At 71.0% G+C, this 17,184-nt stretch carries 15 protein-coding genes; 8 read left to right on the top strand and 7 right to left on the bottom strand.

What is annotated here, in order from left to right; genetic code table 11:
• Positions 1-60: 60 nt before the first annotated feature.
• From DW297_RS12345 to DW297_RS12330, 4 genes are all read right to left on the bottom strand, one after another.
• Positions 61-1,527, bottom strand: a complete 1,467-nt coding sequence (locus DW297_RS12345; protein ID WP_205828288.1) for a GH1 family beta-glucosidase — start codon at positions 1,525-1,527, stop codon at positions 61-63.
• A 5-nt stretch (positions 1,528-1,532) separates the two neighbouring features.
• On the bottom strand, positions 1,533-2,423 hold the full coding sequence (locus DW297_RS12340) for a carbohydrate ABC transporter permease (RefSeq protein ID WP_136032796.1): 891 nt from the start codon (positions 2,421-2,423) through the stop codon (positions 1,533-1,535).
• Complete coding sequence (locus tag DW297_RS12335) at positions 2,420-3,463, bottom strand: carbohydrate ABC transporter permease (RefSeq protein ID WP_136032794.1); 1,044 nt, start codon at positions 3,461-3,463, stop codon at positions 2,420-2,422. Before DW297_RS12335 ends, DW297_RS12340 begins: the two co-directional genes overlap by 4 nt.
• Positions 3,464-3,578: 115 nt before the next feature.
• Complete coding sequence (locus DW297_RS12330; RefSeq protein WP_136032792.1) at positions 3,579-4,889, bottom strand: ABC transporter substrate-binding protein; 1,311 nt, start codon at positions 4,887-4,889, stop codon at positions 3,579-3,581.
• 145 nt (positions 4,890-5,034) lie between these two features.
• Here DW297_RS12330 and DW297_RS12325 point away from each other — a divergent pair, with 145 nt between their 5' ends.
• From DW297_RS12325 to purQ, 3 genes are all read left to right on the top strand, one after another.
• Positions 5,035-5,568, top strand: coding sequence for an adenine phosphoribosyltransferase (locus tag DW297_RS12325; RefSeq protein ID WP_136032790.1), 534 nt, complete (start codon positions 5,035-5,037; stop codon positions 5,566-5,568).
• A 71-nt stretch (positions 5,569-5,639) separates the two neighbouring features.
• Complete coding sequence (gene purS / locus DW297_RS12320; protein ID WP_136032788.1) at positions 5,640-5,888, top strand: phosphoribosylformylglycinamidine synthase subunit PurS; 249 nt, start codon at positions 5,640-5,642, stop codon at positions 5,886-5,888.
• The gene (purQ, locus tag DW297_RS12315; RefSeq protein ID WP_136032786.1) at positions 5,885-6,592 is read left to right on the top strand and encodes a phosphoribosylformylglycinamidine synthase subunit PurQ; all 708 of its coding nucleotides are present in this window, start codon (positions 5,885-5,887) and stop codon (positions 6,590-6,592) included. The genes purS and purQ overlap by 4 nt, the downstream gene beginning before the upstream one ends.
• A 72-nt stretch (positions 6,593-6,664) precedes the next feature.
• On the opposite strand, the gene DW297_RS12310 is transcribed toward purQ, so the two are convergent.
• Entirely contained in the window at positions 6,665-7,951 is a 1,287-nt protein-coding gene (locus DW297_RS12310; protein ID WP_240744611.1) for a hypothetical protein, read from the bottom strand.
• 230 nt (positions 7,952-8,181) lie between these two features.
• On the opposite strand from DW297_RS12310, the gene DW297_RS12305 reads away from it, so the two are divergent.
• The 4 genes from DW297_RS12305 (at position 8,182) to DW297_RS12290 (ending at position 14,421) form a co-directional block, all read left to right on the top strand.
• On the top strand, positions 8,182-9,078 hold the full coding sequence (locus DW297_RS12305) for an SDR family oxidoreductase (protein ID WP_136032784.1): 897 nt from the start codon (positions 8,182-8,184) through the stop codon (positions 9,076-9,078).
• Between the two features lie 146 nt (positions 9,079-9,224).
• Entirely contained in the window at positions 9,225-10,889 is a 1,665-nt protein-coding gene (locus tag DW297_RS12300) for a glycoside hydrolase family 13 protein (RefSeq protein WP_136032782.1), read from the top strand.
• A 77-nt stretch (positions 10,890-10,966) separates the two neighbouring features.
• The gene (locus tag DW297_RS12295; RefSeq protein WP_136032780.1) at positions 10,967-11,974 is read left to right on the top strand and encodes a LacI family DNA-binding transcriptional regulator; all 1,008 of its coding nucleotides are present in this window, start codon (positions 10,967-10,969) and stop codon (positions 11,972-11,974) included.
• Between the two features lie 125 nt (positions 11,975-12,099).
• Positions 12,100-14,421: an arylsulfatase gene (locus tag DW297_RS12290; RefSeq protein ID WP_136032778.1), complete on the top strand. Its 2,322-nt coding sequence runs from the start codon at positions 12,100-12,102 to the stop codon at positions 14,419-14,421.
• A gap of 20 nt (positions 14,422-14,441) precedes the next feature.
• On the opposite strand, the gene DW297_RS12285 is transcribed toward DW297_RS12290, so the two are convergent.
• Positions 14,442-16,073, bottom strand: coding sequence for an FAD-dependent oxidoreductase (locus DW297_RS12285; protein ID WP_136032776.1), 1,632 nt, complete (start codon positions 16,071-16,073; stop codon positions 14,442-14,444).
• A 249-nt stretch (positions 16,074-16,322) separates the two neighbouring features.
• Between DW297_RS12285 and DW297_RS12280 the strand changes: the two genes are divergently transcribed.
• On the top strand, positions 16,323-16,589 hold the full coding sequence (locus DW297_RS12280; RefSeq protein WP_136032774.1) for a metal-sensitive transcriptional regulator: 267 nt from the start codon (positions 16,323-16,325) through the stop codon (positions 16,587-16,589).
• 32 nt (positions 16,590-16,621) lie between these two features.
• On the opposite strand, the gene DW297_RS12275 is transcribed toward DW297_RS12280, so the two are convergent.
• A complete protein-coding gene (locus DW297_RS12275; RefSeq protein ID WP_136032772.1) occupies positions 16,622-17,152 on the bottom strand; it encodes a flavin reductase family protein in 531 nt (176 codons plus the stop codon).
• Positions 17,153-17,184 lie beyond the last annotated feature (32 nt).

The following is a 17,184-nucleotide window of genomic DNA, read 5'->3' as shown; positions in this document are numbered from 1 at the left end:
CCACGCGATGCCCCGCCGGAGACCACGGATCGCCGGGCGACGCCGCGCCGCCCGCCCCGATCAGGCCCTGGCCGGCTCACCGGGGACGGGCGCCAGCTCCCTGGCCGCGATGATGCGACGGTACTCGTGGGCCGAGTCCTTCAGCGTGCGCTCCTGGGTGTCGTAGTCGACGCGCACGATGCCGAACCTCTTGTCGTAGCCCCACGCCCACTCGAAGTTGTCGAACAGCGACCAGTAGAAGTACCCCCGCACATCCACACCGGCATCGATCGCATCGAGCACCGCGTCCAGGTGCAGGCGCAGGAACTCGGTGCGGTCGGCATCGTGCACGCGCGTCTCACCGTCCTCCACCACGGGCTCGTCGTCGTAGGCGGCGCCGTTCTCCGTGACGTACAGCACGACCCCGGCGGGCTCGGCGTACTCGGCCCACACGCGCTGCAGCAGTCGCGTGAGCCCCTCCGGCTGCACCTCCCAGTGCTGCGCCGTGCGGGGCAGCCCGCGCTCGACCGCGTGGATGCCGTCGCTCGACGGGTACGGGCTGCGCGTGGGTCGGGAGGTCGCCGGGCCGCCCTCCTCGGCGGTCGCGGTCGTCGCGGGCGCCGTGCCGGAGACGAGGTCGCCGTGGTAGTAGTTCACGCCCTGCGTGTCGATGGGCTGCGCGATGGTCTCAAGGTCGCCGTCGCGCACCGCTGCCTCGAACCGCGCGACCGCCTCGGGGTCGACCGCGCGGATGTCCTCGACGACGTCCGCCGGGTAGGAGCCGCGGTAGATCGGGTCGAGGAACCAGCGGTTGAACTGCCCGTCCAGGCGCCGGGCGGCATCCACGTCGGCGGGGTTCTGCGGGTCGGCGGGGTCGGCGACGGTGTGGTTCAGCGTGATGCCGAGGTTGAGCGACGAGTCGCGCCCGCGCAGCTCCTTCACCGTGGCGCCGTGGGCGAGCAGCAGGTGGTGCGACGCGAGCAGCCCCTCCGCGATGCTGGTGTGCCCCGGCGCGTGCTCGCCGCCCGTATAGGAGAGGAACGACGAGCACCACGGCTCGTTCAGCGTCGTCCACACGTTCACGCGGTCGCCCAGCGCGTCGTGCACGGTGCCCGCGTACTCCAGGAAGCGGTCGACGACGTCGCGGTTCGTCCAGCCCCCGCCCTCCTGCAGCGCCTGCGGCAGGTCCCAGTGGTACAGCGTGAGCCAGGGCAGGATGTCGGCCGCGAGCAGCTCGTCGACCAGGCGGCTGTAGAAGTCGACGCCCGCCCGGTTCACGGCCCCGCCGTCGGGCCGCACGCGCGACCACGACGTGGAGAACCGGTACGTCTGCAACCCGAGGTCCTTCATGAGCGCGACGTCCTGCGGGTACCGGTGGTAGTGGTCGCACGCCACATCCCCGTTGTCGCCGCCCACCACCGCGCCGGGCTCGCGCGCGAACGCATCCCAGATGGAGGCGGTGCGCCCGTCCTCGAAGGCGGCGCCCTCGATCTGGTAGGCCGCCGTCGCCGCGCCGAAGAGGAAGTCCGAGGGGAAGGCACGCGTCATAGGGGTCATCCTTTCACCGCGCCCGCCATGATGCCACTGACCAGCTGCCGCCCCGCCGCCACGAAGAGCACGAGGAGCGGGAGGGTCGCGAGCACCGCACCGGCGAGCACGATCGAGTAGTCGATGTAGTAGCCCGACTGCAGCTGGCTGAGGGCCGTCTGCAGCGTGGGGTTCTGGGGGGAGAGCACGATCAGGGGCCACAGGTAGTCGGTCCACGCGGTCATGAACGTGAACAGGCCGAGGATCGCCATGGCCGGACGGGCGGCGGGCACCCCGACCGTCAGGAACGTGCGGAACTGTCCGGCGCCGTCCATGCGGGCCGCCTCGATGAGCTCGTCCGGGATCACGTCCACCAGATACTGCCGCATGAAGAACACCCCGAACGCGGTCACCAGGGTCGGCACGATCACCGCGCCGATGGACCCGGTCCACCCGAGCTCGCGCATCAGCATGAACAGGGGGATGATGCCGAGCTGCGTCGGGATCGCCATGGTCGCGATCACGAACACCATCAGCCCGTCGCGTCCCCGGAACCGCAGCTTCGCGAAGGCGTAGCCGGCGAGGGTGGAGAAGGTGACGACCGAGAGCGTGATGATCGAGGAGATCAGGACCGAGTTGCCCAGTGCGAGCCAGAACGGGATCGCGTCGAACACCTTGGCCGCGTTCGCGAGGAAGTTTCCGCCCGGGATCAGCGGCAGCGTCTCCCCCCTGGTCGCGTTGGTGCCGCTGGCGACCACGAACGACCACCACAGGGGGTAGGCGCTGCCGAGCACGAAGGCCGCGAGCAGCCCGTAGGTGAGGAATCCCGGGCGGCTGCCGATGCCGGCGGTGCCGGATGCGGCGCCCCGACGGCGTCGGATGCGCTCCGGGACGCTGAGGGCCTGCGTGGCGGTCATCGCGCCTCCTCCTTGCTGGTGCGGGCGCGACGGCGGGCCGCGCGGTTCTTCGGGGCGTCGCCGGTGGAGATGCGCCGCGAGACGAGGAAGTTGATCAGGCCGATGCCCACGATGAGCAGGAACAGCAGGATCGCGACCGCGGAGGCCTCGCCCAGGTTGCGCCGGAAGAAGGCCAGCTCCCACAGGAACAGCACCGTGGTCTGGAACTGCCGGTCGCTGCCGCCGATGCCGCCCGCGGTGGAGACGTCGAACAGCCGCGGTTCCGCGAAGATCTGCAGGCCGCCGATCGTGGCCGTGATGATCACGAAGATGAGGGTGGGGCGGATGGTCGGGATCGTGATGGAGAAGAAGCGCCGCGCAGATCCGGCGCCGTCGAGCGCGGCGGACTCGTACAGGTCCCGCGGCACGGCCTGCATCGCGGCGAGGAGGATGAGGGCGTTGTAGCCGGTCCACCGGAAGTTCACCATCACCGCGATCGCGATGTGCGACAGGACCGTGTCGTGCTTCCACTGCTGATCCGCGATGCCGATCAGGTTCAGCAGGTTGTTGGCCAGGCCGTCCGCCTCGTTGAAGATGCTCGAGAAGATGATGGCCACGGCGACCGGGGTCACCACGAACGGGATGAGCACGCTCATGCGCCAGAACGTCGGGGCGCGCAGACCGCGGTCCAGCAGGTAGGCGATCAGCAGGGCGACCGCGAGCTGCGGGATCGCGGAGAGCAGGAAGATGCTGAGCGTGTTGCGGATCGAGTTCCAGAACATGCCGTCGCCGAGGATCTCGACGAAGTTGCCGAGCCCGATGAAGTCGCCCTCGCCCTTCAGCAGGTCCCACTCGTGCACGGCCACCCACACCGTGTACAGCAGGGGGAAGAGGCCGACCAGTCCGAACAGCAGGAAGAACGGCGAGATGTAGAAGTACGGCGACGCGTTCTGGTCGAAGCGGGAGAGGCGGTGCCGCCAGGGCCGCTTCGCACCGGTGTCGGCGGGCGGACGCTGCGACGACGCGGGCACCGTGTCGGGGCGGTCGTGCGTGAGTGTCATGGGGTGTCCTCGTTCGGTGGGGGCGCCCTTCGTCTCGCTCGGCTCGCTCAGGAACCGGAGGCACCGGTTCCTGAGCGAGGAGCGCCGGCGACGAGACGAAGGACGCCCCGAGTGATCAGCCGACCAGCTCGTTCAGCAGGCCGATGGCCTGGTCCCACGCGCCCTGGGTGTCGGTCTCGCCGCGGTCGAGGCTGCTGAGCGCCGGACCGAACACGTTCTCCTGGATCACGGAGTCGTCGGCGCCCTTGAACTGCGCGACGACGCCCTTGGCACGCTCGGCGAGGATCGCCCCGGTCGGCGCGTCGTTGAAGAACGCGTTGGGGGTGGCGTCTGCGGCGAGGGTCTCCTGCGCCTTCACGGTCGAGGGGAAGTTGCCCGCGGCGGCGGACTGCTTCACCTGCTGCTCGGGTTGCGTGAGCCAGTCGGCGAGCTCGGCCGCCGCCTCCTTGTGCTGCGAGGTCTCCGGGATGGAGAGGAACGCACCACCCCAGTTGGCCGCGCCACCGGGGAACACGTCGGCGAAGTCCCAGCCGGTCGAGGCGTCGCCGCCGCCGGCCTCGATCTGCCCCTGCACCACGCCGAGCATCCAGCCCGGGCACACGAACGTCGCGAAGGTGCCGTCGACGAACGACTTGCCGCCGTTCCAATCCCACGCGGTCTGCGCGGCGGACTGGCCGCCCTCGGTCGCGGCGCCCAGCAGCTCGAAGCGCTTCTTCAGCTCGTCGTTGCCCTCCACGTTCAGCTCGCCGTCGGCGGTGTAGTAGCCCTCGTCGAGCTGGTTGACCATGGCGTTCCACACGAAGCCGGAGTGGTCGTACCAGGCCTTGCCGGTCTTGGCCGTGTAGTCGGCGCCCACCTGGAAGTAGTTGTCCCAGTCGCCGTTCAGCAGCTCGGCGACGGACTCGCGGTCGCTGGGCAGACCGGCGGCCTCGAACGCGGCACCGTTGTAGCAGATGCCGCTCGGGCCGATGTCGGTGCCGTAGCCGATGACGCGGCCCTCGGCGTCGGTGGCCTGGCCGTACTTCCAGTCCACCCAGTCGTCCTTGCGGTCCTCGATGCCGTAGTCGCGCAGGTCGACGAACGTGTCGGACACGTCCATGATCGCGCCGAGCCAGCCCTCCTCGATCGCCACGATGTCGCTGAGGCCGGAGCCGGCGGCGATCTTGGTGAACGCGTCGGTGCGGGCGTTGCCGCCGGTGTCGATGTTGGTGGCCTCGATCTTCACGTTCGGGTGCGCCTTCTCGTACTCGTCGTAGAGGTCGTCGTAGCCGAAGGTGCCGAACGTGGTGACGGTCAGCGTGATCTCCTCGTCGGCGCTGCCGGCGTCACCGCCGCCGTTGCCGCCGGAGCAGCCGGCGAGGGCGAGGGCGGCGACGGATGCCAGGGCGACGGGCGCCAGGATCCGGGTGCGGGCACGTGTGTTCACAGTTCACTCCTTTGTGGGTGGTCGTGCGGTGTGGTGCATCGGGATGGCATGGGAGCGCTCCCACGGCCATGGTCTGCAACCATATGGGAGCGCTCCCACGGTGTCAAGCGCGGAAGCACCCGGGAAGGCGGCGTACCCTTGACCGGTGCCCGAAGCCACGCTCTCCCCCGCCCTCATCCGCGCCGAGTCGCTCATCCGCAGCATCCCCGACTACCCCGAGCCCGGGATCGTCTTCCGCGACATCACCCCCCTCCTGGCCGACGCCGAGGCGCTGAGGGTCACGACCGAGGCGATCATCGAGCCCTTCGCCGGGCAGTTCGACGTGGTCGCAGGCATCGAGGCGCGCGGCTTCATCCTCGCCGGCGCCGCCGCCATCGCCGCCGGGGTCGGGCTCATCCCCATCCGCAAGGCCGGCAAGCTCCCCCGTCCCGCCGCCTCGGTCGACTACGCCCTGGAGTACGGCACCGCCACGATCGAGATGCACGACGACCTCCCGGCGGGCTCCCGCGTGCTGCTCATCGACGACGTGCTCGCCACCGGAGGCACCCTCGCCGCGGGCCGACAGCTCGTCGAGCGTCTGGGCAGCCACGTCGCCGGGATCTCCGTGCTGTTCGAGATCGACGGCCTCGGCGGCCGCGACGCGATCGGCGACCTGCACACCGTCTTCCACTCCGCCTGACCCCGCGGGGAGCGCCGGTGCGAGGGCAGTAGACTGGGGGCGCCCGTCCACCCGCGACTCCTGGAGCCGTCATGCCCACCATCGTCGTCGACGTCATGCCCAAGCCCGAACTGCTCGACCCCCAGGGGAAGGCCGTCTCCGGCGCTTTCGCCCGCCTGGGCGTGGACGGCTTCACCGACGTGCGCATCGGCAAGCGCTTCGAGCTCACGGTCGAGGGCGAGGTCACCGAGGAGGTGCTCGCCGAGGCGAAGCGCCTCGCCGACGAGGTGCTCTCCAACGCCGTGATCGAAGACGTCGTCGGCATCGAGGTGGCCGAGTGACCACGCGCATCGGGGTCGTCACCTTCCCCGGCTCGCTCGACGACGTCGACGCACAGCGCGCCGTCCGCCTCGCGGGCGCCGAACCCGTCGCCCTGTGGCACGGCGCACACGATCTCGAGGGCGTTGACGCCCTCGTGCTGCCGGGCGGTTTCAGCTACGGCGACTACCTGCGCGCCGGGGCCATCGCCGCCCTCTCCCCGATCATGACCGAGGTCAAGGAGGCCGCCGCGAAGGGCCTGCCCGTGCTCGGCATCTGCAACGGCTTCCAGATGCTGGTCGAGGCGCACCTGCTGCCCGGCGGACTGATCCGCAACAACCACCAGCATTTCGTGCGCCGCGACCAGCGCCTCACGGTCGAGAACGCCGACACCGCGTGGACGAACGCTTTCCGCACCGGCCAGGAGATCGTCATCCCGCTGAAGAACGCCGACGGCGGCTACATCGCCGACGAGCAGACGCTCGACCGCATCGAGGGCGAGGGCCTGGTGGCGTTCCGCTATGCGGGCGTGAACCCGAACGGCTCGCTGCGCGACATCGCCGGGCTCACCAACGAGGCGGGCAACGTCGTGGGGCTCATGCCGCACCCCGAGCACGCCACCGAGCCGGGCTTCGGCCCCGACACGACCGCGGCCATGCGCAGCGGCGTCGACGGCCTGGGCTTCTTCGCGAGCGCGATCGCCGCGGTCGCCCGCGTCGCCGCCTGACGCACGGACGCACGCCGAAGCCTCAGCCGCGCGATCTCTGACGCACGGGCGCCCCGCAGGTCGGCCGCGGCGTCACTCGCCCGAGGACGCGGCAGCCGCGGGAAGCGCGAACGGGTTGTCGGCGGCTGCCGCCAGCAGGTACCACGCGGTCGTGCCCGTGTGCAGGCTCGCGTAGTAGAGGTCGCCGAAGCCGGAGTCGAGTCCGTCGGTCGAGGTCGCCACGATGCCCTTGCCGTCGCCGTTCACCGCATCGCGCTGCGCCAGGCGGATGTCCGCGAGCAGCTCGTCGGCCTGGGCGGCGTCGCCCGCGGCATCGCGCAGCCGGAGTGCCAGGGCCAGGTGCCCGCTGCCCTCGAACCACGCCTTGGACACGTCCACATCGCTGATCGAGGGGCCGCGGTACGGGCCGTCCGTGGCCATCAGGTGCCCGAGCGTCCAGTCCAGGGCGGCACCGTAGCGGGCGTCCCCCGTGCCGAGTGCGCTCCAGGTCTGCGCATCGAGCGGGACGGGACGGGTGTTGACCGTGCTGCCGTCGAGCACGGTGCCGGTGTCGACGTGGCCGTCCGCGCTCTGCATCGCGGCGACGAATCCGGCGGCGACGGCCGAGCGCTGCGCCCACACGGCGTCGCCCGTGAGCTGGGCGAGCTGGGCGAAGAAGCCCGCGACGTCGGTGTTGTGCTCCGTCGACTTCCACTCCAGCGAGGCCCCGGTGTCGGTCTGGCCTCCCGTGTAGCCGTACGGCGCCCTGGTCATGTCAGCGGTGTTGTCCTGGATCCAGTTCGCGGTGCGCAGCGCGCCGTCGAGGTACCGCTGCTCGCCCGTCGCGTGGAAGAGGCGCGCGAGGGCCATGCCCACCCAGGCCTGGTTGCCGGTGAAGCTGCCGGGCCCGGTGATCTCGACGCGCCCCTGACGGATGCCGTGGGGCTCGTAGGAGGCGCGCGTGCGCCCGTCGCCGATCGGGTCCTCCTCCTGCACGAACAGCAGGGTGTCGCCGATCGCGCGGGCGCGGCGCAGGTCGTCCGGCAGGCCGCGGGCCGTGTAGGCGATCACGACCAGCGCGTCGTCGTACACGAAGGAGGGGGTGAAGTCCCACGTCGGGGTGGTGAAGAAGCCGCCCTGATAGCTGCGCGGGAGGCAGTGGCCCGCGCCGTCGCAGAACTCGTCCACCCTGGCATCGAGGAACTCGTAGGCGAGTGCGACGGATGCCGCGGGGTCGGCCGTCACGTCGGTTCCGGTCTCGGCGCGCGGGGCCCGACTGTCCGACATCGCGGGTGCGGCGCCGAGCAGGACCACGGCGGCGACGAGCGCGGCGACGGCGCTGATCGGGGCGGAGCGGCGCACGGCGACCAGGGGCGACACGACACGAGCGGTGCCCGGTCGGCGCGGGGGACGGGACGGAGCGGGGGGCACGGTACCGAATGTGCCAGATCGCGACACGCCGCTGAAGAGCCTTTCGTCCACATCTCCCGTGCGATATGGCGAGGGCCCGCGCGTGTAGCAAAGCCGGCCCGGGCGTGCAAGGCGTTTGCGGCCTCTCGGTACCGATCCGACGATGGGAGCCAGTCCACGATCCCCCGGAAAGGACGACCATGTCCCGCGACCAGTACACCTTCACGAACCCCGCCGAGCTCTACGCCGACATCCAGCCGCAGAAGCAGCACATGCCGGAGCCGGGCCTCGACGCCGACCTGACCCCGAAGGCCGACCTCGGCGAGGACACCTACCGCGGCACGGGGCGTCTCACCGGACGCAAGGCCCTGATCACCGGGGGCGACTCCGGCATCGGCGCCGCCACCGCGATCGCGTTCGCCAGGGAGGGCGCCGACGTGGCGATCTCCTACCTGCCCGAGGAGGAGGCGGACGCGAGCCGCATCGCCGGACTCCTCCGCGACGCCGGAGCGACGGTCGCCACGATCCCCGGCGACCTGCGCGACCCGGAGTACTGCCGCACGCTCGTGGCCGAGGCCGTGGCCGCCCTGGGCGGGCTCGACATCCTCGTCAACAACGGCGGCAAGCAGGTGTACCGCGAGTCGCTGACCGACCTGACCGACGAGCAGTTCGACGACACGTTCAAGACCAACGTGTACGCCATGTTCTGGATCACGAAGGCCGCGCTCCCGCACCTGCCCGCCGGGTCGACCATCATCAACACCACGTCCATCCAGGCGTACTCGCCGTCGGACATCCTGGTCGACTACGCCTCCACGAAGTCCACGATCAACGCGTTCACGAAGGGTCTCGCCCAGCAGCTCGCGCCGAAGGGCATCCGCGTGAACGCGGTGGCGCCGGGCCCGATCTGGACGCCGCTGCAGCCCAGCGACGGACAGCCCCAGGAGAAGATCGAGAAGTTCGGCGAGGACACGCCCCTCGGCCGCATGGGGCAGCCGGCCGAGCTCGCGCCGGCATATGTGTTCCTCGCGTCGCCGGAGTCGAGCTACGTGATCGGCGAGACGCTGAACGTGAACGGCGGCATGCCCACGCCGTGACCGTGCCCCCATCGCCCGGCCACTGTCGGCGACGGGAGCCGCCGGGCGATGGAAACAGCACGCCACCGACCGGGTACGCGGACTGCTCCGAACCGATTCGATCCGCGTGGTGGTCAGAGTGTAAGCGTTTGCAGTAGCCTGTTCGCATGGCACAGCTCGAACAGTTCGCAGCCCCCGGTACCGAGTGGTGGCGCAGCGCCGTCATCTACCAGATCTACCCCCGCTCCTTCGCGGACGCGTCGGGCGACGGCATCGGCGACCTGCCGGGGATCACGCGCCGGCTCGACTCCCTGCAGGAGCTCGGCGTCGATGCGATCTGGCTCAGCCCGTTCATGACGAGCCCGCAGCGCGACGCCGGCTACGACGTCGCCGACTACCGCGACGTCGACCCGCTGTTCGGCACCCTCTCCGACTTCGACGACATGCTCGCCGCCGCACACGACCGCGGCATCCGCGTGATCGTCGACCTGGTGCCCAACCACTCGTCCGACCAGCACCCGTGGTTCCAGGCGGCCCTCGCCGCGGGACCGGGCAGCCCGGAGCGTGCGCGCTACATCTTCCGCGACGGCAGGGGCGAGAACGGCGAGCTGCCGCCCAACAACTGGGAGTCGGTCTTCGGCGGCGGCATGTGGCAGCGCGTGACCGAGGCCGACGGCACGCCCGGCCAGTGGTACCTGCACATCTTCGACGCCACGCAGCCCGACTTCGACTGGAACAACGAGGAGGTGCAGGAGGAGTTCCGCTCCATCCTGCGCTTCTGGCTCGACCGTGGGGTCGACGGCTTCCGGGTCGACGTGGCCCACGGCATGATCAAGACCGAGGGGCTGCCCGACTACACGCCCCCCACCGACGCCGACTCCATGGGCGGCGGCGAGTCGAACGTGCCGTACTGGGGCCAGGACGGCGTGCACGAGATCTACCGCGACTGGCATCGCGTGCTGGCCGAGTACGACGGCGACCGCGCGCTGTGCGGCGAGGCCTGGATGCCGACGCTCAAGGAGACCGCGCTGTGGGTGCGGCCCGACGAGATGCACCAGACCTTCAACTTCCCGTATCTCATGACCGAGTGGGACGCGAAGGCCCTGGGCGATGTGATCCGCGAGTCGCTCGACGAGTTCGGCGCGGTCGGCGCGCCCAGCACCTGGGTGCTGTCGAACCACGATGTCGTGCGCCACGCCTCGCGCCTGGCCCTCACGTCCGAGAACCCGCAGGGCGAGGGCATCGGGCCGAACACGCCCGACAAGCCCGACACCGCGATCGGCCTGGCGCGCGCCCGCGCCGCCACGACCCTGATGCTGGCCCTCCCCGGCTCGGCGTACCTGTACCAGGGCGAGGAGCTCGGGCTGCCCGAGGCCATGGAGATCCCGGACGAGTTCCGGCAGGACCCCACGTGGTTCCGCACCAACGGCGAGCGCTACGGCCGCGACGGCTGCCGCGTGCCGCTGCCGTGGGAGGCCGAGGCCCCCGCGTTCGGCTTCAACGACACCGGGCTGTCGTGGCTCCCGCAGCCCGCGGACTGGGCGGCCCATGCCCGCGACGTGGAGGAGGTCGACCCCGCGTCGACCCTCGCCCTGTACAAGCGCCTGCTCGCCGGGCGCCGCGAACACGGCTTCGGCACCGGCTCCCTCGTGTGGGAGGACGCGGGGCCCGACGCGGTCGCGTTCCGCCGCGGCGAGGTGCACGTGCTCGCCAACCTCGGCACCGCCCCGCTCCCCCTGCCGGACGGCGCCCTGATCGTGCTGCGCAGCCAGCCCTTCGACGGCCCCGACCTGCCGGTCGACACCGCCGTCTGGTACACCACCGCGGCCTGACCCGCCCGTTCCCGTCGCGGTCGCAGACGCTGCCCGCAGCGCGCGACCGCGACGGAACAGGAACCCCAGGAGGACCCATGGCGAGCATCGACGAGGTCGCCCGGCTCGCCGGCGTCTCCACCGCGACCGTCTCCCGCGCGCTGAGCGGACGAGGGCAGGTCTCGGAGTCGGCGCGCGAGCGCGTGCGCGCGGCCGCGCAGTCGCTCGGCTACGTGGTGTCGTCGCGGGCCTCGAGCCTCGCCTCGGGTCGCACGCGCAACATCGGCGTGGTGGTGCCGTTCCTCGACCGGTGGTTCTTCAGCACGGTGCTGTCGGGGGTGTCCGCCGCGCTCATGCGCGCCGGCTACGACATCACGCTCTACAACATCACCGCCGACGAGGACGTGCGCCGTGACGTGTTCGGCACATTCCTGCGACGGCAGCGCGTGGACGCGGTGATCGCCGTGTCGATCGAGCTCGACGAGGACGAGACGCAGCAGCTGCTCGACCTCGGGCTGCCCGTGATCGCGATCGGCGGCCCGAACCCGAAGCTCGACACGCTCACGGTCGACGACGTCGCGGTCGCACAGCTCGCCACGGAGCACCTCATCGGACTCGGCCACACCCAGATCGCGCACATCGGCGCGAACCCGGAGTTCGACCTCGACTTCCACATCCCCACCAACCGCCGACTCGGGTTCGAGCGGGCCCTCGCGACGGCCGGGATCCCGCTGCAGCCGGCGTTCCTGGAGCCGGCCGACTTCACGGTCGAGGGCGGCTACCGGGCCGCGAAGCAGCTGCTGGGCCGCCCCGGCCCGCGCCCTACCGCGGTGTTCGCCGCCTCGGACGAGATGGCGATCGGGGCGCTCCTCGCCGCCCGCGACCTCGGATTCCGCGTGCCGGAGGACCTGTCGATCGTGGGCATCGACGGCCACGAGCTCGGCGAGTTCTTCCGCCTCACCACGGTCGACCAGTTCCCCCTCGGGCAGGGCGAGCGCGCGGCGGATGCCGTCCTGGCGAAGCTCACCGATCCCGAGGCCGTACGGCCCCCGGCCGCGCTGCCGTACGAGCTCAACGTGCGCGGCACGACCGCCCGCCTGGTCTGACCCGCTGCGGCCACGACGGCCCCCGCGGGAATCACCCTGGTGATCCTGCGAGAGCCACCTGTCCCCCCCTTTGCGCCCTCGATACCGTGCCGAGCAGACACGTGTTCCGACCGGAGGGAGACATCATGGCTCGGGAGTTCCAGGGGAAGATCGAACTCGACATCCGCGACTCGACGCCTGACTGGGGGGCGTACGAGCTCACCAAGGCGCCGGAGGGTGCGCCGAACGTGCTGGTGATCCTGTTCGACGACACGGGTCTCGCGGCGTGGGAGCCGTACGGCGGGCGCATCCACATGCCCACGCTCCAGCGCCTCGCCGACAACGGCCTCACCTATTCGCAGTGGCACACGACCGCTCTGTGCTCGCCCACCCGGTCGACGTTCCTCACCGGACGCACGCACCACCAGAACGGCTACGCCACGATCTCCGAGACCTCAACGGGGTTCCCTGGCTACAACGGGCACATCCCGAAGTCGAACGCGCCGCTCGCGCGCATCCTCCGCGACAACGGCTGGTCCACGTACTGGGTCGGCAAGAACCACAACGTGCCGATCAACGCGATCTCCAGCGGCTCGGACCGCAGCGAATGGCCGCTCGGGCACGGCTTCGACCGGTTCTACGGCTTCATCGGCGGCGAGACCAACCAGTGGTACCCCGATCTGGCCGTCGACAACCACTACATCGACCAGCCCTCCCAGCCCGAGGACGGGTATCACCTGTCCAAGGACCTCGCGGATCAGGCGATCCGGATGCTGCGCGACACGAAGCAGTCGAACCCGGACAAGCCGTGGTACCTGTGGTTCTGCCCCGGCGCGAACCACGCCCCGCACCACGCCCCGCAGGAGTACATCGACAAGTACCGGGGCGTGTTCGACGACGGCTACGAGGCGTACCGCGAGTGGGTGCTGCCGCGCATGATCGAGCGCGGCATCCTGCCGGAGGGCACGCAGCTGACCGACATGAACCCGATGACGCCCGGCACGTTCGCCGAGGTCGACAGCGTGCGTCCGTGGGCGGAGCTGACCGACGAGGAGAAGGCGCTGTTCTCGCGGACCGCGGAGGTGTACGCGGGGTTCAGCGAATACACCGATGCGCAGGTCGGCCGCATCATCGAGCACCTGGAGAAGTCGGGACAGCTCGACAACACGCTCATCATCTACGCCGCAGACAACGGCGCCTCCGGCGAGGGCAGCCCGAACGGCTCGATCAACGAGAACCTGTTCTTCAACGGCTACCCCGAAGACGTCGCACGCAACCTGACGATGATCGACAAGCTCGGCGGGCCCGACGCCTACAACCACTACCCGACCGGCTGGGCGATGGCGTTCTCCACGCCGTTCCGCATGTTCAAGCGCTACTCCTACGCGGGCGGCTCGGCCGACCCGCTGATCATCCACTGGCCCGCGGGGATCACGGCGCGCGGGGAGGTGCGCAACCAGTACCACCACTGCACCGACATCGTGCCGACGATCCTGGAGGCGTGCGGCGTCGAGGCGCCGACCGTCGTGGACGGCGTGGAGCAGACGCCGATGCCCGGGGTGCCGATGAACTACTCCTTCGACGCCGCGGACGCCCCCACCACCAAGCAGACGCAGTACTACGAGATGCTCGGCACGCGCGGTATCTGGAGCAAGGGGTGGAAGGCCGTCGCCGAGCACGGCCCCGTCCCGATCGGCCTGGGGCACTTCGACGAGGACCGTTGGCAGCTGTTCCACGTCGACGAGGACAGGGCGGAGGCCGTGGACCTCGCCGAGCAGTACCCCGAGAAGCTGGAGGAGCTCACGGCGCTCTGGCTCGAAGAGGCCAAGAAGTACGACGTGCTGCCCCTGAACGACCTGGGCGTCGCCGACTTCATCAAGTACGAGTACCACCTGCCGGTGCCCGCCGACGGCCGCTTCACGTACTACCCGGAGACCACCGAGGTGCAGGAGCAGCTCGCCGCACGCACGCAGCAGGTGTCGTTCAAGATCCTCGCCGACGTAGACTTCACCGCGGCGACCGAGGGCGTGATCGTCGCCCAGGGCTCGCGCTTCGGCGGCTACAGCCTGTACGTGCAGGACGGCACGCTGTCGTTCGTGTACAACTTCCTCGGCATCCCGCCCGAGCAGCGGGTCGGCACCGCCGCGCCGACCGAGGGCCGCCACATCGTCGGCGTCGGCTTCGAGAAGGAGGGCAGCGGCGACCACGGCGAAGCGCTCGGCACGCTCACGCTCTACGTCGACGACGAGGCCGTCGAGTCGATCCCGATCCGCACCCAGCTCGGCCGCTACGCCCTCACGGGCGAGGGACTGAGCGTCGGCTACGACTCGGGCGACACCGTGACCACCGCCTACCCCAACCGCTTCGCCTTCACGGGCGGTGAGATCCACCAGGTGGTCTACGACGTGGCCGACGACCACTACGTCGACGTGGAACGGGAGTTCGCCGCGAAGCTCGCCAGCGACTGAGGCCCCGCGACTCCGGCGCGCTACCGCACCGTGCCGTCACGCCAGGTGCGGTAGCCGCCGTCGAGGTTGCGCACGTCGCGTCCGTCCTGCCGCAGCAGCCGCGTCGCGATGTGACCGCGGAGCCCCACCTGGCAGTGGACGACCAGTGGCCCCGCCGGCAGCTCGTCGAGGCGGTCGCGCAACTCGTCCAGCGGGACGTTGAGCGCGCCGGGGATCGCGCCGGCCGCGTGCTCCGCGGGGGAGCGCACATCGATGAGCACGGCCCCCGCGCGCACGGCGTCGTCGAGCCCGTGCCACTGCACGGTGGGGGTGGTGCCGGTGCGCGTGTTCTCGGCCACGTAGCCGAGCATGTTGACCGGGTCCTTCGCCGAGCCGAACTGCGGCGCATAGGCGAGCTCGAGCCGAGCGAGCCCCGCGGCCGTGACGCCCGCCTGCATCGCGGTGGCGATCACGTCGATGCGCTTGTCGACCCCGTCGCGACCCACCACCTGCGCGCCGAGGATGCGGTCGCTCGCCGGGTCGGCCAGGAGCTTCATCGACAGCGTCTCCGCACCGGGGTAGTAGCCCGCGTGCGAGCCCGGGTGCACGTGCACGACGTAGAACTCACGACCGGCGGCGCGGAGCTGCCGTTCGCTCCAGCCGGTCTTGGCGAGCGCGAGCCCGAACACGCCCACGATGCCGGTGCCGACGGCCGGTGACGCAGCCTCGACCCGGCCCGCGATGAGGTCGGCCACCATCCGGCCGTGCCGATTCGCGAGTCCCGCCATCGTGATGAGTGCGGGGCCGCCGCCCACCAGGTCGCTCTTCTCGACACCGTCGCCCACCGCGAACACGTCGGGGGCGCTGGTGCGGCAGGCGTCGTCCACCGCGATCCCGCCCGTCTCGCCGATCCGGATGCCCGCGTCCCGCGCGAGCCCGACCTCGGGCACCACTCCCGACGCGTCCACCACGAACTCGGCGGCCACGACGGTCCCGTCGCTCAGGGTCACGGCACCCGGCGCGGACGCGGTGATCTCGACGCCGAGCCGTACGTCCACCCCGCGCACCCGCAGCTCCTCGGCGAGCGGTGCGACCATCTCGGGGTCGAGCGGGGAGAGCAGCTGGGGCCCGCGCTGCACGAGCGTGACCGCGGCGCCACGGGCGACGAGGTTCTCGACGGCCTCCAGCCCCGTGTAACCGCCGCCGACCACGACCACGGGCAGCCCGGGTCGTGCCGCGGCGTGGATCGCGTCGGCATCGTCGACCGTGCGCAGGCTGCGCACGGGCGGTCCCGCGTCGGGCTCGTCGCGGCGCGGGCGAGCTCCGGTGGCGAGCACGAGGCGATCGTACGGCTGGAGCATCCGCTGCCCGTCGGGCCCTTCGACCTCGACGACGCGGCGGTCGGTGTCGATGTGCACGACCTCGTGGCGCACGCGCACGTCGAGCCGGAAGCGGCGGTGCAGCGACTCGGGGGTCTGCAGCAGCAGCGCCTCGCGGTCCTGGATCACCCCGCCCACGTAGTACGGGAGGCCGCAGTTGGCGTATGACACCTCCGGCCCGCGCTCGAAGACGACGATGTGCGCGGACTCGTCCAGTCGGCGCAGTCGGGTGGCGGCGGACATCCCGCCCGCGACCCCGCCGACGATCACGACCGTGAGGGGCGCGGCACTCATCGGCCGAACAACCGCGACAGGAAGCCGCCGGTGGGCTGCTCGTCGGCGTGTCCGCCGCACCAGTCCGACCTCGGTACGGTCTGGCGGACGGCGTCGACGTGCTGACCACATCCCGCCCAGGTGGTCTTTCCGCAGGTTCGGCAACGGACGGCTCGGCACATGGATGACTCCTCTCGATACCCCGGTGGGTATCCATCACTATACCCCTGGGGGTATGATGAGTTCTCAGCCGACGATCAGGGAGCCGCCATGTCCACCACCGATGCCGAGACGCAACGCAAGATCGCCAACCGCCTCAAGCGCGCGCAGGGTCAGCTCGGCGCCGTGATCGCGGCCGTCGAGGCCGGCAGCGACTGCCGAGCGGTCGTCACGCAGCTCTCCGCCGTCACCTCCGCGCTCGACAAGGCGGGCTTCCAGATCATCGCCACCGCGATGAGGGACTGCCTCGACGGCCCGGAGGACGGGGACGACGTCTCCCTGCCCGAGCTCGAGAAGCTGTTCCTCTCGCTCGCCTGACGACGGGCCGGACCGCCGCCGGGCAGTCGGGGTCAGACGGCGGGGACGTGCGGCAGGGCGTGGAACCGGCGGTCCACGTACACCAGCGGGCGGGCGGGTCGCCCCGGCAGCACCTCCAGGACCTCCGCGATCACGACCGTCGAGGAGCCGACGGGCACGGTGTGCAGCGGGCGGCAGCGCAGCGCGACCCTCGCCTCCGGGAGGTGCGGCTCGCCGGTCGGCAGCGTCGTCCAGCCCTGCTGCGACGTGAACCGCTCGGCACCGCTCACGGCGAAGCTCTGGGCGAGGTCGGAGTGCTCGTCGTCGATCAGGTGCACCACGAAGCTCGGCGCGGACAGGATCGCCCCGGCGCTCCCGGTCGCCCGCGTGACCGAGAACATGATCGCGGCGGGATCGACCGCCACGGACGACACGCTGGAGGCGGTGAGGCCCACCGGACCATCGGGGCCCTGAGCCGTGATGATCGCGACACCGGCGGGGTGCGCGCGGAACGCGGCCTTGAGTCCCTCGCCGACGGCGGACGGGACGGGGGCGGCGGGGTGGGGGCGGGGGTCGATGGTCATGCGGGGAACTTCCGGGTCACCCTTCCACCGTA

Source organism: Microbacterium sp. PF5 (assembly GCF_004794315.1).
Lineage (GTDB): Bacteria > Actinomycetota > Actinomycetes > Actinomycetales > Microbacteriaceae > Microbacterium > Microbacterium sufflavum.
Note: the sequence above shows the minus strand (reverse complement) of the source record. Positions and strands in the feature narration are given on the sequence as shown.

What these genes read in the sequence shown, in the direction of transcription:
- DW297_RS12340 (WP_136032796.1), bottom strand. Translation starts at nt 2,423, where the DNA reads ATGACCGCCACGCAGGCCCTCAGCGTCCCGGAGCGCATCCGACGCCGT.
- DW297_RS12345 (WP_205828288.1), bottom strand. Translation starts at nt 1,527, where the DNA reads ATGACGCGTGCCTTCCCCTCGGACTTCCTCTTCGGCGCGGCGACGGCG.
- purS (WP_136032788.1), top strand. Translation starts at nt 5,640, where the DNA reads ATGCCCACCATCGTCGTCGACGTCATGCCCAAGCCCGAACTGCTCGAC.
- DW297_RS12280 (WP_136032774.1), top strand. Translation starts at nt 16,323, where the DNA reads ATGTCCACCACCGATGCCGAGACGCAACGCAAGATCGCCAACCGCCTC.
- DW297_RS12275 (WP_136032772.1), bottom strand. Translation starts at nt 17,152, where the DNA reads ATGACCATCGACCCCCGCCCCCACCCCGCCGCCCCCGTCCCGTCCGCC.
- DW297_RS12295 (WP_136032780.1), top strand. Translation starts at nt 10,967, where the DNA reads ATGGCGAGCATCGACGAGGTCGCCCGGCTCGCCGGCGTCTCCACCGCG.
- DW297_RS12300 (WP_136032782.1), top strand. Translation starts at nt 9,225, where the DNA reads ATGGCACAGCTCGAACAGTTCGCAGCCCCCGGTACCGAGTGGTGGCGC.
- DW297_RS12335 (WP_136032794.1), bottom strand. Translation starts at nt 3,463, where the DNA reads ATGACACTCACGCACGACCGCCCCGACACGGTGCCCGCGTCGTCGCAG.
- DW297_RS12305 (WP_136032784.1), top strand. Translation starts at nt 8,182, where the DNA reads ATGTCCCGCGACCAGTACACCTTCACGAACCCCGCCGAGCTCTACGCC.
- DW297_RS12285 (WP_136032776.1), bottom strand. Translation starts at nt 16,073, where the DNA reads ATGAGTGCCGCGCCCCTCACGGTCGTGATCGTCGGCGGGGTCGCGGGC.
- DW297_RS12290 (WP_136032778.1), top strand. Translation starts at nt 12,100, where the DNA reads ATGGCTCGGGAGTTCCAGGGGAAGATCGAACTCGACATCCGCGACTCG.